The sequence below is a fragment of the Nocardiopsis aegyptia genome, assembly GCF_013410755.1.
GTDB lineage: Bacteria > Actinomycetota > Actinomycetes > Streptosporangiales > Streptosporangiaceae > Nocardiopsis > Nocardiopsis aegyptia.
Genome location: NZ_JACCFS010000001.1, coordinates 6,233,645 through 6,247,663 on the forward strand (window position 1 = coordinate 6,233,645; position 14,019 = coordinate 6,247,663).

The following is a 14,019-nucleotide window of genomic DNA, read 5'->3' on the forward strand; positions in this document are numbered from 1 at the left end:
CCGTGCCGAGGCTCACGCTAGGGGAGGCCACCGCCCGATTCCGGGAGCAACGCGCCGATCAGTCCTTTCGGTCCGCGTCGAGGCGGGCGGCCTCCCGTTGGCGCACCCCCGCCTTCAGGACGCCTGAAGCCCCGTCCATCCTTCGGACAGGCCTCTACGGGCGCTTCCTCGGGGAGCGGAAGGGACTGCGCCCCGGCCTCGACTACGACGACGAACTGCTCTTCCTCGGCTGCGTCCTGCACGACGTCGGGCTCAGCCCCGAGGGCGACGGGGATCAGCGCTTCGACATCGACGGCGCCGACCTGGCCGCCCGGTTCCTCACCGAACAAGGCGCCGCGGCCGACCGGGTGGAGGCCGTCTGGGACGCCGTCGCCCTGCACCTGTGCTTCGACGTCGCCGTTCGCAAGCGCCCGGAGATCGCGTTGGTGACCGCCGGCGCCGGATACGACCTGGGTCCGAACGGACCGGCCCTCCCCGACGGCTACGCCGACCGCGTCCACGCCGTACCGCCCCGCCTGCACGCCTCGGCCGTGCTCTACGACGAGATCGTCGGCCAGGCGCTCGCCAAACCCCACAAGGCACCACCGTTCAGCATGCCCGGCGAACTCGTCCGCCAGAGGACCGGGCCGGAGTGGCCCACCTGGCGGCAGCTGATGGACGGGACGCCCGGTCGGAACGACGACGACGGCCACCCGTCGCCCGCCTGACCCGGCTCAGCCCTTGTGGTCCGCGTTGAGGCGGGCGGCCTGGCGGGTGAGGTGGTCGCGTTCGGGGAGGCTGGCCGCCGACCGGGCGGCGTCAGCGTAGAGCCGGGCCGCGGTCGCCGGGTCGCCGTCACGTTCGTGCAGGTAGGCGGCCACGGCGGTGTACCGGGGCAGCGCGGGGTCGAGTCCGGCCAGCGCGGTCAGGCCGGCCCGCGCGCCGTCGGCCTCGCCGACCGCGACAGCCCGGTTGAGGCGGGCCACGGGGCTGTCGGTCAGGCGCACCAGCTCGTCGTACCACTCGACGATCTGCACCCAGTCGGTCTCCTCGGCCGCCTGTGCGTCGGCGTGCAGCGCGGCGATGGCGGCCTGGGCCTGGAACTCGCCCAGGCGGTCGCGGGCCAGGGCCGCCTGGAGCACGTCCACGCCCTCGGCGATCATGCGGGTGTCCCACAGGCCCCGGTCCTGTTCGGCGAGCGGCACGAGCCGGCCGTCGGGGTCGGTCCGGGCCGGGCGCCGCGCGTGGTGCAGCAGCATGAGCGCGAGCAGGCCCGCGGCCTCCTCGTGGCGGGTCATGGCCGCCAGTTGCCGGGTGAGCCGGATCGCCTCGGCGGCGAGGTCGACGTCGCCGGAGTGGCCCTCGTTGAAGACCAGGTAGAGCACGCGCAGCACCGTGGCCACGTCACCGGGTTCGTGGAACCGGACACCGGAGACGGTCTTCTTGGCCCGGCTGATCCGCTGGGCCATGGTCGCCTCCGGCACCAGGTAGGCCCGCGCGATCTGGCGGGTGGTCAGGCCGCCGACCGCGCGCAGCGTGAGCGCGACCGCCGAGGCCGGTGTCAGCGACGGGTGCGCGCACAGGAAGTACAGCTGGAGCGTGTCGTCCACCGACACGCCCGGTCCGGGCGGCGGCTCGCCCTCGACGCGCACCTCGCGGTGCCGACGGGTGGTGTCGGCGCGCACGGCGTCGAGGAACCTGCGCCAGGCCACGGTGACCAGCCACCCCGCGGGGTCGCGCGGCGGTTCGTCCCCCCATCCGCGCACGGCCTCCACCAGCGCGTCCTGCACGGCGTCCTCGGCCGCCGCGAAGTCGGCTCCGCGGCGGACGAGGGCGCTGATCACCGAGGGGGTGAGGGTCCTCAGCCGGGCCTCATCCACAGTGCGTCACCCCCTGATGGGCCAGGAACGGGCGCACCTCCAACCACTCGTGGATCGGCTTCCCGTGCGCGCCCGGTGCCGCGGACAGCTCGCCGGCCAGCTCCAGCGCCCGCTCGTGGCTCTCGACGTCGATCACCATCCAGCCGGCGATCAGGTCCTTGGTCTCCGCGAACGGGCCGTCGGTCACCGGCGGGCGGCCCTCGCCGTCATAGCGGACGAACGTGCCCTCCGGGGAGAGCGCCTGGCTGTCGACGAACTCTCCGGTGCCCACGAGCCGCGCCGCGAAGTCGTTCATGTACTGGACGTGGGCGGTGACCTCCTCCGGCCGCCACTGGTCCATCGGCACGTCGTTGACCGCCTCCGGCGCGCCGCGGTAGTGCTTGAGCAGCAGGTACTTGGCCATCGTGTTCTCCTCGGTCCGGTACGGCCCCTCGTGGCCGTGCTCACCCGGGGGACGGAGCCGCCCGCGGGTTCTCGACATCCCCCCGCGAACTTTCTATCGAACTCGTCGTCCAGCACCACTCTGATCAGGATTCTAGTGCTAGAATATCGATGTGGAGCTGACACCCGCCGAACTCACGATCCTGGGCCTGGTCGTCGAGCGGCCCCGGCACGGCTACGACCTGGAACAGGTCATCGAGCGCCGCGGCATCCGCCAGTGGGCCGACATCGGCTTCTCCTCGATCTACTACCTGCTCACCAAACTGGAGAAGCGGGGCCTGGTCCACGTCCCGGACGCCCCGGCCGCGGCGAAGTCCCGCCGCGTCCTCCACGCCACCGGCGCCGGCCGGCGGGCCGCGGCGGAGGGCGCGCTCGCCCTCATCCAGGAGCCGCGACCGGTACCGCACCCGCTGCTGGTGGGGCTGGCGAACTTGCCGCTGCTCTCCGAACGGGAGTACGCCGCGGCGCTGCGCACCAGGCTCGCCGGGGTGGAGGAGCGCATCGCCGCGGTGGGCGCGGCCGAGCGCGCGCAGTCGCCCACCGGGACGGCGGCGCGTGAGGTGTTCTCGTACTCGCTGAGCCTCCTGGAGGCGGAGAGGTCGTGGCTCGCCGAGCGAGTCGAGGTGTCGACATGACGGACAAGACCGACTTCAAGCGGACGCTCGACTGCTACCGGGCCGCCGCGGGCCGCTTCCGGACCGTGGACGTGCCGGATCTGCGCTACCTCATGGTCGACGGCCACGGGGACCCGAACACCTCGCCGGCCTTCACCGAGGCGGTCGAGGCGCTCTACCCGGTCGCCTACAAGCTGAAGTTCGCGAGCAAGCGGGACCTCGGGCGGGACTACGTCGTCATGCCCCTGGAGGGCCTGTGGTGGGCGGAGGACATGGACTCCTTCACCGCGGCGCGCGACAAGTCGCGGTGGGACTGGACACTGATGATCATGGTCCCGGACTGGACCGACCAGGACATGTTCGCCGCCGCCGTCGAACGAGCCGGGGCGAGGAACCGGCCCGCCCGGCTGGACGACGTCCGCCTGGAGACGCTGTCCGAGGGCCGCTGCGTGCAGACGCTGCACGTGGGCCCGTTCGACGAGGAGGCGGACGTGCTCGCCCGGATGCACCACGAGTTCATCCCGGAGCAGGGGCTGCGCATGGCGGGCAGGCACCACGAGATCTACCTCAGCGACTTTCGCCGGGCCGCCCCGCACAGGCTCCGCACCATCCTGAGGCAACCGGTCACCGCCGCCCCGGCCGGGTGAGCCGGCCGGGGCGCCGAAGCCGCCGCTTCGGCGCCACCGCCGTGCCGCACCCGCACGGCGCCGGGCTCAGCGCCGGCCGACCCACCGCAGGAAGCGCTCGACCGACCGCCGCGACACCTTGCCGCCGGAGTACCCCTCGATCTTGGCGAACGTCATGTTCACCACGAACATGACGTTGTTCGCGGCGTGCGGCCGCCCGACCGCCTTCAGGACGCGGCGGGCCGTCAGGAGCAGCCCCAGCACACCGCGCCCGAGCAGGTTGGCGTGGCGCAGCTGCGCGGCGGTGTCGTCGAGCCCGAGCGGGGCGTCCGGATCCCACCACGCGGCCGGGAGCGGTCGGCCCAGGAGCGCGGCGAACTCCTCGTCGCCGACCCTGTGCACGTCCCCGACCGCGTAGGCGCCGGTCGGCTCCCCGCGGCCATCGCCGTCCCGGTTCCCGCCGTCGGCTCCGCCGTCACCGTCGACGACGGCCGTCGCATGATCGACGGCACGCCGGCGTGGTCGACGGACTCGGTGTTCCAGAAGTTGGCGCCCGAGGTGAGCGAGGCCTTCTCCTCCAGGGAGAGGAGTGCCACGGTCTCCGGATACCGGAGGTCGGAGGTGGGTGCCATGTCAGATCCTGTTCGTCTGGAGCACGTAGTACAGGATGTGGTGCGCCGACTCGCGCAGGGCGGTGAGCGTACCGGCCCGGTCCTGTTCGAGGTAGGACTTGAGCTCCTCCTCGTAGGAGCCGTCCCCCGGAAGGTCGGCGAGGAGCCCGAGGATCATGTCGTTGCCCGCCTCGACGGCCTGGCGGGTGTCGAAGTGGCGGCCCTGTCCCACGATGCCCGCGTCGGTGATGACGAAGCCCTCGAAGCCCCACTCGCCGCGCAGCACGTCGGTGAGCAGCGCTTCGCTGCCACCGGCCCAGGTGGTGCCCACCCGGTTGAAGGCAGTCATCGCCCCGTGCGCGCCCCCGTCCTTGACCGCGGCCTCGAAGGGCCGCAGGTGCAGTTCCCGCCACGCCTGCTCGGTCGTCCACACGTACAGGCCCATCGCGGCGCGGTTGGTCTCCTGGACGTTGCCCGCGAAGTGCTTGATCACGGCCACGGTGCCCTGTGACTGTTGGACGCCTTGACCGGGTTGACCCGTCCCAGAGCGTCGTTGAACACCACCCGCACACATCCGAACAGGCGGGCCAGCGCGGCGCGCTGCCCGTCGTCCGGGTAGAGGCGGTACTGGTACCGAAGCTGCATACCCGTAGCCTTCGCACCCGCCTACGACACGAACTGGCCGCGTGCACCTGCTCGTGAACCTCCCGCCGAAGGCCACGGCGCCCGAGTTGGTCGAGAGTCTCGAAACAGAGGGTGCCCTGAGAGCAGTGCCGGTACGTCCAAGACCATGGCCGCCGGTCCTGAGGGACGGGCGGAGGGTTCGGATCCGATTCACCTCCGGCGTGAACGCCGGAGCACTCTCGGATCAGACAGGTAGCGGTAGCCGGTGTAGATGCGTTCGAGGTGGTGGGTGAAGTAGCGGCCCGACGGATTCACCTCACGGTCAGGGCGCGTGCCACGGCGTTCATGCCGGTCTCGCCGGGGCCGCCGATCCACAGGGCGGCGTCGATGCTCTCGTACTCCTCCAGGAAGCCGCGTTCCATCGCGTTGGCGCTGTTGACGAGCACCACCACGTGCTCGAAGGTCGCGGCAGCTCCAGGGCGGTGCGTTCGTCCTCGCTCAGACGCAGGTCCCCGGAAGTGGAGTCCCGGCCCTCCATCCCGGCCCGGCTGACCGCGTAGACCGTGGTGTCGGCGTGCTCGCGGGCCCCAGCCATGATCGACTCGGAGAGGTGTTCGACCGGCATTTCCGTCGGCGACGTGACGAAGAACCCCTTGAGCGCCGGCAGGAGTTCGTCGACGAAACCATCGCATGACGCGCGTTCAGCGGGCCGCGGGGCCCGTGGAGTCGCGGATGACCAGGTGCGAGGGCAGCATGACCCGGCGGTCGGGTGCGCGGGTCGTGGAGCGGGACCGGTTCTCCAACAGCAGTTCCACGGCCGAGCGGCCCGCCTCGTCCTGCGGTCCGGCGAGGGTCGTGAGCGCCGGAACGCAGAAGTCGGCGCCGAAGATGTCGTCGTAGCCGACCACGCTCACCTGCTCCGGCACGGCCACGCCCCGCTCGGCCAGGCGGCGGAGCACCCCGATCGCCAGCAGGTCGTTGTGGGCGACCACGGCCGTGGCCCCCGTCACCAGGGCGGCGTCGGCCGCCGCGCCCCCGCCGACCACGCGCGGCGGGAAGGGGCCCAGCCGGGTCGCCTTCATGCCCAGGCCGCGTGCTCCGTCGACCAGCCCGCGCCAGCGCTCCCCGGCCGGCCAGGACTGGTGCGGCCCCGACAGGTAGACGAGCGACCGGTGCCCCAGCGAGGCCAGGTGCTCCACGATCTGCCGGCTGCCCACCCGGCTGTCGACCACGGCGCTGGGCAGCCCTTTGACCTCCCGGTTGACCAGGGCCAGATTGTGCTCCTCCGCCAGCTCCCAGAGGCTCTCGTCCGACAACCGGCTCGACGCCAGGACGAACCCGTCCACTGAGCGGGCCAGGTGCTCGATCTGGGTGCGCTCGTTGTCGGCAGACTCCTCGGTGTAGCTGAGGATGAACGTGATCCCGGCCGCGGAGGCGCGCCGCTCGGCGCCCTTGATCGTCCCGAAGAAGTGCGGGTTGGTGATGTCCGGCACCAGCATCGCCACGGTCGCGGTCCGCCCGGACTGCAGCGCCGTCGCCAGGGGGCTGGGGCGGTAGCCCATGCGCTCGGCGACCTGGAGGACGTGCTCGCGGGTGGCGGCGTTGACGCGGCGGGGGTTGCGCAGGGCACGCGAGACCGTGGAGGCGGCCACGCCCGCCTCCCGGGCGACGTCGTAGATCGTGGTGCGCTTCGGGGAGTCCATGACGTCCCTGTCTAGACGTTGCGACAACTTTTGGCAATCGCTTGTCGTGACACGAAGCGGAAACCTAGGGTTCACACCACGTCCCGGTGGCGCAGATCACGCACCCGTGACCTGCGTCGATACCGCCCCCGTTCGCTGAGTGGAGCTCGTCCGGATGCCTGAGAGACCCCCGTCCCCCGGCAACAAGCCACCCGCGCCGCGCCCCGCGGCGCTGCGGTGGCTGGAGGCCGCCGAACTGGCCGTCGGGGTCGCGCTGCTGGCGCTCATCCTCGTCCTCATCCTCCTCCAGGCCACCCAGCGCCACCTGCCCGTCCAGGGCTGGGTCTGGACCGGTGAGCTGGCCCGCCTCGGACTGGTCTGGCTCACGTTCTCCCTGGCCGGGTACCTGGTCGGCCGCGACGAGCACATCACCCTCAAGGTGGTCGACCTGCTCCTCGGCGACCGCGCGCTGCGGGCGGTGTGGATCCTGGCCAACCTCGTGGTCGCCGCGGTGGGCGTGCTGCTCACCCTGGAGGCCGTCGAACTCGTCTTCGGCGGCTCCCCGCAGCTGACCGCGGCCCTGCGCATCCCCGTCTCCGCCACCTACGCGATCCCGCTGGCCGGAGTCGTGCTGATGTCGCTGCGCGCCCTCGCCAACGCCGTCCTGCTGCCCGGACCGCCCCAGCGCGAACACCGCACGGCCGAGGCGGGGGAGGGGGACCGATGAGCGCCCTCCTGGTCATCCTCGGCATCCTCGTCCTGCTGCTCCTGCGGGTGCCCATCGCGTTCGCGATCCTGGGACCGTGCCTGGCCTACATGGCCGTCGGCGGACAGTCCACCGGCCTGAGCCTGCGCACGGCGGCCCAGGAGGTCAACAGCTTCCCGCTGCTGGCGGTCCCGCTGTTCATCCTCCTCGGTGTGGTCGCCAACCACACCGGGATCGCCGACCGGCTCTTCGCGTTCGCCCAGGTCCTCCTGGGCCGGGCGCGCGGCGGCCTCGGCTACGTCAACATCGGCGTCAGCGTCGGCTTCTCCTGGATCAGCGGCACGGCCCTGGCCGACGTCGCGGGCATGGGCAAGATGATGGTCCCGGCGATGACCAGGGCGGGCTACCCGCGCCGCTTCACCCTGGGCCTGACCGCGTCCACCAGCCTCATCAGCCCCATCATGCCGCCCAGCATCCCGGCGATCGTGTACGCGTCGGTCGCGGCGGTCTCCACGGCCGCGCTGTTCGCCGCGGCGGTGGTCCCGGCCGTGCTGATGGCCGGCGGGCTGGCCCTGGCCGTGTTCCTGTGGGCCCGGCGCAGGCCCGAACTCGCCGGGAGCCGGGCCGAACCGGGCGCACTGGGTACCGCCGCTCGACGGGCGGCGGGCCCGCTGCTGGCCCCCGTCCTGCTGCTCGGCGGCATCCTCAGCGGACTGTTCACCCCGACCGAGGCGGCGTCGGTCGGCGTGGCCTACGTCCTGCTCCTCGGCCTGCTCTACCGCAGACTGAGCCCGCGCGCCCTGTGGAACATCGGCGTGGAGACCGTCACCACCGCCGCCTCCATCGCGATCATCCTGGCCGCCTCCGGGCTCCTGGGCTGGGTCCTGGCGCGCGAGCAGGTGCCCCAGCAGGTCGCCACCCTCCTGCTGGGCCTCACCGACGACCCCACGCTGCTGCTGCTCCTGGTCAGCGCGGTGCTGATCATCATCGGCACCGTCCTGGAACCCATCGCCGCGCTGGTCATCACCGTCCCGGTCCTGCTGCCCGTCGCCGTCCGGCTGGGCGCGGACCCGGTGCACTTCGGGGTGATCACGATCCTCTGCCTCATGATCGGCCTGCTCACGCCCCCCATCGGCGGCGTGCTCTTCGTCCTGGGCTCGGCGACCCGCACACCCATGCACGAGGTGTTCCGCGGCACGGCCCCGTTCCTGGTGCCGCTGGTGGCGGTGCTGCTGGTCCTCATCCTCTTCCCCGACCTGGTCCTGTTCCTTCCCGGACTCCTGGACCTGTGACATCCGCTCCCCAAGGAGGAATCCCCCCATGCGCACGACGACACGCCTGATGGCCCTGGTCCCCGCCGTGGTGCTCGCCGCCACCGCCTGCGGCACCGGCGGCGGACCGGGCGAGGACGAACTCGTCCTCACCTTCGCCAACAGCTACACCGAGGACCACCCGCACACCCGGTGCGGCATCGACCTGGTCGCCGAACGGGTGGCCGAGGCCGACGCCGGGTTCTCCGTCGACACCTTCCCCAACAGCACGCTCGGCTCCAACACCGAGACCTTCGCCTCGGTGATGTCGGGCGACATCGACATGGACGTGCAGGGCTCGGCGGCGCTCGGGTCCTCCTACGAGCCGATCGGCGTCCTGGACGCCGCCTACGCGTTCCGCGACGCCGACCACCTGTTCGGCTACTTCGACTCCGAGGCGTCCCAGCCGCTGCGCGACGGATTCGAGGAGGCCACCGGCGCCAAGATCCTCGACGCCTGGTACTTCGGCGACCGCCACTTCACCGCCAACCGCCCCATCCGCACGCCCGGGGACCTGGAGGGCCTGCGGATGCGCTTCCCGGACTCGCCCATCTACCTCGCCAACGCCGAGGCCATGGGCGCCGAGCCGACCACGGTCGCCTTCGAGGAGGTCTACCTCGCGCTGCAGCAGGGAACCGTGGACGGCCAGGAGAACCCCGTCCCGACCATCGCCGGCGACAACTTCGACGAGGTCCAGTCGCACATCAGCCTCACCGGTCACCAGATCGGTTCGCAGATGATCGTGGTCTCCGGCCAGACCTGGGACGCGCTCTCGGCCGAGCAGCAGGAGGTGCTCCAGAGCGCGGTCACCTCGGTGCGCGAGGACAACCGCGCCTGCATCGAGGAGGCCGAGGAGGAGATCCTGGCGGAGTGGCGCGCCGACGGCGCCATGGAGATCGTCGACGACGTGGACGTCGAGGCGTTCCGGAGCCGGGTCCAGGACTACTTCGCGCAGAACCTGGAGGGCGAGCAGCGCGAGCTGTACGAGTCCTTCCAGGAGACCGAGTAGGCACGGCGAACGAACAGGAAGGCGTGACGCATGCGGCGTTCCATCGCCACCGTCTCCCTCAGCGGAACACTGGAGGAGAAGCTCAGGGCCGCGTCCCGGGCGGGCTTCGACGGTGTGGAGATCTTCGAGAACGACCTCATCGGTTCGGCGCTCGCACCCCGCGACGTGCGGGAACTGGCCGAGTCGCTGGGCCTGACCATCGACCTCTACCAGCCCTTCCGTGACTTCGAGGGGGTGGACGAGGCACGGCTGGAGCGCAACCTCCGGCGGGCCGAGGCCAAGTTCGCCCTCATGGTGGAGCTGGGGGTGGACGTGATGCTGGTGTGCTCCAGCGTCGCGGCGGACTCGGTCGGTGACGACGCTCTCGCCGCCGCGCAGCTGCGCCGGCTGGCCGAGACCGCCGCGCCCTACGGGGTCCGCATCGCCTACGAGGCGCTGGCGTGGGGCCGGTGGGTCGACGACTACCGGCACGCCTGGCGCCTGGTCCGGGAGGCCGACCACCCGGGGCTCGGCGTGTGCCTGGACAGCTTCCACATCCTGTCCCGGGGCCACGACCCGTCCGCGATCAGGGACATCCCCGGTGAGAGGATCTTCTTCCTCCAACTCGCCGACGCGCCGCTGATGCCCATGGACGTCCTGCACTGGAGCCGCCACCACCGCTGCTTCCCCGGCCAGGGCGCGTTCGACCTCACGGCGTTCACCGGGCACGTGCTCGCCGCCGGGTACGGGGGACCGCTGTCGCTGGAGGTCTTCAACGACGTCTTCCGTGCCTCCGACCCGCGGCGCACGGCCGCCGACGCCCTGCGGTCGCTGGCCGTGCTGGAGGACGAGACCGCCCGGGCCCGGGACCGCGAGGAGCGGGCCCGGGACGGGGATCGCGTGGAGACGCGCGTGGAGCCGGCCGGGGACGGTGACCGCGTGGAGCCGCGAGCGGTGCGCCCGGCCCCGGTCGCGCTCACCCGGCTGCCCGCGCCGACCCGGGCCCGGGGCTACGCCTTCGTGGAGATCGCCGCGCCCGAGCACTCCGTCCACGGCGTCCGCGCGGCCCTGGCGTCCCTCGGCTTCCGGCACACCCGCGACCACCGTTCCAAGCCGGTCCAGCTGTGGTGCGGCGGCGACGCGCGCGTGCTGCTCAACGCCACCGACCCCCAGCTCGGCCACACCTGGAGCGGCGACGCGGCGGTCACCGCCCTCGGCGTGGACGTGGCGGACGCCGAGGCGGCGATGCGGCGGGCGGAGCGGCTGCTGGCGCCGCCGCTGCCCCGGCGGCGCGACCCGGCCGAGGCCGACCTGCGCGCCGTCGCCGCCCCCGACGGCACCTCCGTGTTCTTCTGCGCCCAGGACCCCGCCGAGCGGCAGGACTGGCGGTCCGACTTCACCGTCCCGGCGGACGGGGACGGCGGGACGGCGGGGACCGCCCTCGCCGGCATCGACCACGTCGGTCTGTTCCAGCCCTTCGACCACTTCGACGAGGCCTCGCTGTTCTACCGCTTCGTCCTGGGCCTGGAACCCGACGACGGCGTCGAACTGGCCGCTCCCGACGGCATGGTGCGCAGCCGGGCGATGAGCCGGGGCGGCGCGGGGCCGCGCATCGCCCTCAACGCCTCCCTGCTCGGCCGGGGACCCTACGAGGACGTCCGCGGCGGGCCCCAGCACGTCGCCTTCGGCTGCGAGGACGTGTTCGCGGTCGCCCGCGCCATGCGCGACCACGGGGCCGAGCCGCTGCGCATCCCCGACAACTACTACGCCGACCTCGCCTGCCGCACGGACCTGCAACCGCTGACCGTGGAGCGCATGCGCGAGTACGGAGTCCTGTACGACCGGATCGGGGAGGGCGAGTTCTGGCACTTCTACACGCCGATGCTCGACGGACGGCTCTTCCTGGAGGTCGTCCAGCGCACGGGCGGCTACGCGGGCTACGGCTCCGCCAACAGTCCCTTCCGCATGGCGGCGCAGCGAGCGGAGGCGAGCCGTTGACCGCGGGAACGCGTGCCGGGGCGGTGGACACCGCCACCGGCTCCTACCTGGTGGGCCTCATCGGCACCGGCATCGGGCCCTCCCTGACCCCGCCGATGCACGAGCGGGAGGCGGCCGAGCTCGGGCGCCGCCTCATCTACCGGACCATCGACCTCGCCGAGGCGGGCCTGGCCCCCGAGGCGGTGGGCGACCTGGTGCGGTCCGCCCGGCACCTGGGCTTCAACGGCCTCAACATCACGCACCCGTGCAAACAGCTCGTCCTGCCCGTGCTGGACGGCCTCACCTCCGACGCGGCCGCGCTGGGGGCGGTGAACACCGTGGTGTTCGAGTCCGGGCGGGCGATCGGACACAACACCGACTGGTCGGCGTTCGCCCAGTGCCTGGAGCGCGGACTGCCCGACGCGCCGCGCGGGCGGGTCGTGGTCCTGGGCGCCGGCGGGGCCGGAGCGGCGGTGGCCTACGCACTGCTCGGGTCGGGCGCGCGGGAGGTGACCGTGGTCGACACCGACGAGGTCAGGGCGGCGAGCCTGGCCGGGCGCCTCGGCGGACTCGTGCCGGGAACGGACTGCCGCGCGGAGGGGACCGACGCCCTCGAATCGCTGCTGGCGACGGCGGACGGCCTGGTCAACGCCACGCCGACGGGCATGGCGCACCACCCGGGCACCCCCGTGCCCGCGGAGCTGCTGCGCCCGCCGATGTGGGTGGCCGACATCGTCTACCGGCCGCTGCGCACCGAGCTGCTGTCCCTGGCCGAGGAACGGGGGTGCCCGACCCTGCGGGGCGGGGAGATGGCGGTGTTCCAGGCCGGGCAGGCGTTCGGCCTGTTCACGGGCCTGGAACCCGATCCCGAACGCATGCTCGCGCACTTCCACGACCTGATCGCCTGACCGGGGGGCGCCCGGGGGCGGTCGGGCGGGGAACACCGGGGCCGCCTCGCGCGCACGAGCCGGCGGCGGACAGACTGTGCGCATGGGAACTCTCCACCTCGCGCTCTCCGGTGCCACCGTGACGCCGGAGGAGACCGCCACCGACCTGGTTCCGCCTGCTCCAGGACCGGGGGTGGCGGGTCACCGTCCTGTGCACACCGTCGGGCACCCGCTTCCACGACCTCGACGCACTGGAGGCGCTGACCGGTGAGCCGGTGCGCGTGGACTTCCGCCGTCCCGGCACCGGCACCTCCCTGCTCCCCCCCCGGACGCGGTCCTGGCCCTGCCCGTGGTCGTTCGCCAGCACGAACAAGACGGCGCTGGGCCTGGCGGACACGTTCGCCGTCGCGCCCGTCTGCGAGATGATCGGGCGCGGCGTCCCCACGTTCCTGGTGCCCAAGGCCGGTGACGCGCTCGCGGGCCACCCCGCCTGGGACCGCAGTCTCGTCCTCCTGGACGAGATCCCGCACGTCACGCTCCTGCGCGGCGCCACCTCCTCCGGCCTCCCGGGGTGGCGGCGGGTGGTCGACGCCCTCCCCGGCTAGCGTGGGCCGTATGCGCGTACTGGTCACAGGTGGGGCGGGGTTCATCGGTTCGCACGCGGCGCGGGCCCTGCGCGGTGCCGGGCACACGGTGGTGACGCTCGACGCCCTGCTGCCGCAGGCGCACGCGGACCGGCCGCCGGGGGAGGCCGGCGTCGACGTGGTGTGCGACGTCCGCGACGGCGCGTCCGTGGAACGGGCGCTGCGGGGCGTGGACGCCGTGTGCCACCAGGCGGCGATGGTGGGGCTGGGGTCGGATTTCGACGACGCGCCCGACTACGTCGGCTGCAACGACCTGGGCACCGCGGTGCTGCTGGCCGCGATGGCCCGCCGGGGTGTGCGCGACATCGTGCTGGCCGGATCCATGGTGGTCTACGGCGAGGGCGCCTATACCTGCGCCGAGCACGGACCCGTCCGGCCGGGGCCGCGCGCGGAGGCCGACCTGGACGCCGGCCGCTTCGATCCCCTGTGCCCCCGCTGCGGGGCCCGGCCGGAACCCGGCCTGGTCGGCGAGGACGCCCCTACCGACCCGCGCAACGTCTACGCCGCCACCAAGCTGGCGCAGGAGCACCTGTGCGCGGCGTGGGCGCGCGCCACCGGAGGACGCGCGGTGTCGCTGCGCTACCACAACGTCTACGGCCCCGGCATGCCGCGCGACACCCCCTACGCGGGGGTGGCGTCCTTCTTCCGCTCGGCCCTGGCCCGGGGCCGGGCCCCGCGCGTGTTCGAGGACGGCCGGCAGCGGCGCGACTTCGTGCACGTGCGCGACGTGGCCGACGCCAACGCGGCGGTGCTCGCCGCCCTTCCCGAACGGCCGGAGGGCGTCCTGAGCGCGTTCAACGTCGGCAGCGGGACACCGCACACGGTCGGTGACCTGGCGTGGACCCTGGCGGAGGCGCACGGGGGACCCGATCCGGTCGTCACCGGCGAGTACCGGCTGGGCGACGTCCGGCACATCACCGCCTCCTCCGCGCGCCTGACCGAGGAGTTCGGGTGGCGTCCGCGCGTCGGCTTCGACGAGGGGGTCCGGGAGTTCGCGCGGGCGGAGCCGCGGGCCCGCGCCGGTGCCGAGGCGCCGGCTCGGTGACTCCG

The 14,019-nt window shown here is 73.0% G+C and carries 17 protein-coding genes; 10 read left to right on the forward strand and 7 right to left on the reverse strand.

Annotated features, from left to right (window positions below):
• Positions 1–2: 2 nt before the first annotated feature.
• Complete coding sequence (locus HNR10_RS27800; protein WP_179828623.1) at positions 3–707, forward strand: HD domain-containing protein; 705 nt, start codon at positions 3–5, stop codon at positions 705–707.
• Positions 708–713: 6 nt separating this feature from the next.
• On the opposite strand, the gene HNR10_RS27805 is transcribed toward HNR10_RS27800, so the two are convergent.
• A complete protein-coding gene (locus HNR10_RS27805) occupies positions 714–1,859 on the reverse strand; it encodes an RNA polymerase sigma factor (RefSeq protein ID WP_179828625.1) in 1,146 nt (381 codons plus the stop codon).
• Positions 1,852–2,262, reverse strand: a complete 411-nt coding sequence (locus HNR10_RS27810; protein ID WP_218899092.1) for a YciI family protein — start codon at positions 2,260–2,262, stop codon at positions 1,852–1,854. The genes HNR10_RS27805 and HNR10_RS27810 overlap by 8 nt, the downstream gene beginning before the upstream one ends.
• A gap of 151 nt (positions 2,263–2,413) precedes the next feature.
• On the opposite strand from HNR10_RS27810, the gene HNR10_RS27815 reads away from it, so the two are divergent.
• Together HNR10_RS27815 and HNR10_RS27820 are read left to right on the forward strand one after the other, a co-directional pair.
• Positions 2,414–2,935: a PadR family transcriptional regulator gene (locus HNR10_RS27815; protein WP_179828630.1), complete on the forward strand. Its 522-nt coding sequence runs from the start codon at positions 2,414–2,416 to the stop codon at positions 2,933–2,935.
• Complete coding sequence (locus HNR10_RS27820) at positions 2,932–3,561, forward strand: GyrI-like domain-containing protein (protein WP_179828632.1); 630 nt, start codon at positions 2,932–2,934, stop codon at positions 3,559–3,561. The genes HNR10_RS27815 and HNR10_RS27820 overlap by 4 nt, the downstream gene beginning before the upstream one ends.
• 66 nt (positions 3,562–3,627) lie before the next feature.
• Here the strand turns inward: HNR10_RS27820 and HNR10_RS27825 are convergent, their stop codons facing one another.
• The 5 genes from HNR10_RS27825 to HNR10_RS27845 all read right to left on the reverse strand — a co-directional run bounded on the left by HNR10_RS27825 (position 3,628) and on the right by HNR10_RS27845 (position 6,478).
• Entirely contained in the window at positions 3,628–3,942 is a 315-nt protein-coding gene (locus HNR10_RS27825; protein ID WP_179828634.1) for a hypothetical protein, read from the reverse strand.
• 231 nt (positions 3,943–4,173) lie between these two features.
• Entirely contained in the window at positions 4,174–4,650 is a 477-nt protein-coding gene (locus HNR10_RS27830; protein WP_218898078.1) for a glycoside hydrolase family 3 N-terminal domain-containing protein, read from the reverse strand.
• Positions 4,641–4,796, reverse strand: a complete 156-nt coding sequence (locus HNR10_RS27835) for a helix-turn-helix domain-containing protein (protein ID WP_376769780.1) — start codon at positions 4,794–4,796, stop codon at positions 4,641–4,643. The genes HNR10_RS27830 and HNR10_RS27835 overlap by 10 nt, the downstream gene beginning before the upstream one ends.
• 290 nt (positions 4,797–5,086) lie before the next feature.
• Positions 5,087–5,227 carry a hypothetical protein gene (locus tag HNR10_RS27840; RefSeq protein ID WP_179828639.1) on the reverse strand — a complete coding sequence of 47 codons (141 nt, stop codon included), beginning with the start codon at positions 5,225–5,227 and terminating at the stop codon, positions 5,087–5,089.
• Positions 5,228–5,476: 249 nt separating this feature from the next.
• Positions 5,477–6,478, reverse strand: coding sequence for a LacI family DNA-binding transcriptional regulator (locus tag HNR10_RS27845; protein WP_179828641.1), 1,002 nt, complete (start codon positions 6,476–6,478; stop codon positions 5,477–5,479).
• Between the two features lie 154 nt (positions 6,479–6,632).
• Here HNR10_RS27845 and HNR10_RS27850 point away from each other — a divergent pair, with 154 nt between their 5' ends.
• From HNR10_RS27850 to HNR10_RS27880, 7 genes are all read left to right on the forward strand, one after another.
• On the forward strand, positions 6,633–7,184 hold the full coding sequence (locus tag HNR10_RS27850) for a TRAP transporter small permease (RefSeq protein ID WP_179828643.1): 552 nt from the start codon (positions 6,633–6,635) through the stop codon (positions 7,182–7,184).
• Positions 7,181–8,455 carry a TRAP transporter large permease gene (locus HNR10_RS27855; protein ID WP_179828645.1) on the forward strand — a complete coding sequence of 425 codons (1,275 nt, stop codon included), beginning with the start codon at positions 7,181–7,183 and terminating at the stop codon, positions 8,453–8,455. The genes HNR10_RS27850 and HNR10_RS27855 overlap by 4 nt, the downstream gene beginning before the upstream one ends.
• 28 nt (positions 8,456–8,483) lie before the next feature.
• Complete coding sequence (locus tag HNR10_RS27860) at positions 8,484–9,482, forward strand: DctP family TRAP transporter solute-binding subunit (RefSeq protein ID WP_179828647.1); 999 nt, start codon at positions 8,484–8,486, stop codon at positions 9,480–9,482.
• Positions 9,483–9,512: 30 nt separating this feature from the next.
• Positions 9,513–11,459 carry a bifunctional sugar phosphate isomerase/epimerase/4-hydroxyphenylpyruvate dioxygenase family protein gene (locus HNR10_RS27865; RefSeq protein ID WP_179828649.1) on the forward strand — a complete coding sequence of 649 codons (1,947 nt, stop codon included), beginning with the start codon at positions 9,513–9,515 and terminating at the stop codon, positions 11,457–11,459.
• Positions 11,456–12,346 carry a shikimate dehydrogenase gene (locus HNR10_RS27870; protein ID WP_218898079.1) on the forward strand — a complete coding sequence of 297 codons (891 nt, stop codon included), beginning with the start codon at positions 11,456–11,458 and terminating at the stop codon, positions 12,344–12,346. The genes HNR10_RS27865 and HNR10_RS27870 overlap by 4 nt, the downstream gene beginning before the upstream one ends.
• 254 nt (positions 12,347–12,600) lie before the next feature.
• On the forward strand, positions 12,601–12,930 hold the full coding sequence (locus HNR10_RS27875; protein ID WP_246406434.1) for a hypothetical protein: 330 nt from the start codon (positions 12,601–12,603) through the stop codon (positions 12,928–12,930).
• 10 nt (positions 12,931–12,940) lie between these two features.
• Positions 12,941–14,014: an NAD-dependent epimerase/dehydratase family protein gene (locus HNR10_RS27880; protein WP_179828651.1), complete on the forward strand. Its 1,074-nt coding sequence runs from the start codon at positions 12,941–12,943 to the stop codon at positions 14,012–14,014.
• Positions 14,015–14,019 lie beyond the last annotated feature (5 nt).

Excerpts from the sequence above, each read along its gene's own strand:
- HNR10_RS27850 (WP_179828643.1), top strand. The coding sequence starts at position 6,633 with ATGCCTGAGAGACCCCCGTCCCCCGGCAACAAGCCACCCGCGCCGCGC.
- HNR10_RS27810 (WP_218899092.1), bottom strand. The coding sequence starts at position 2,262 with ATGGCCAAGTACCTGCTGCTCAAGCACTACCGCGGCGCGCCGGAGGCG.
- HNR10_RS27845 (WP_179828641.1), bottom strand. The coding sequence starts at position 6,478 with ATGGACTCCCCGAAGCGCACCACGATCTACGACGTCGCCCGGGAGGCG.
- HNR10_RS27820 (WP_179828632.1), top strand. The coding sequence starts at position 2,932 with ATGACGGACAAGACCGACTTCAAGCGGACGCTCGACTGCTACCGGGCC.
- HNR10_RS27855 (WP_179828645.1), top strand. The coding sequence starts at position 7,181 with ATGAGCGCCCTCCTGGTCATCCTCGGCATCCTCGTCCTGCTGCTCCTG.
- HNR10_RS27860 (WP_179828647.1), top strand. The coding sequence starts at position 8,484 with ATGCGCACGACGACACGCCTGATGGCCCTGGTCCCCGCCGTGGTGCTC.
- HNR10_RS27865 (WP_179828649.1), top strand. The coding sequence starts at position 9,513 with ATGCGGCGTTCCATCGCCACCGTCTCCCTCAGCGGAACACTGGAGGAG.
- HNR10_RS27835 (WP_376769780.1), bottom strand. The coding sequence starts at position 4,796 with ATGCAGCTTCGGTACCAGTACCGCCTCTACCCGGACGACGGGCAGCGC.
- HNR10_RS27880 (WP_179828651.1), top strand. The coding sequence starts at position 12,941 with ATGCGCGTACTGGTCACAGGTGGGGCGGGGTTCATCGGTTCGCACGCG.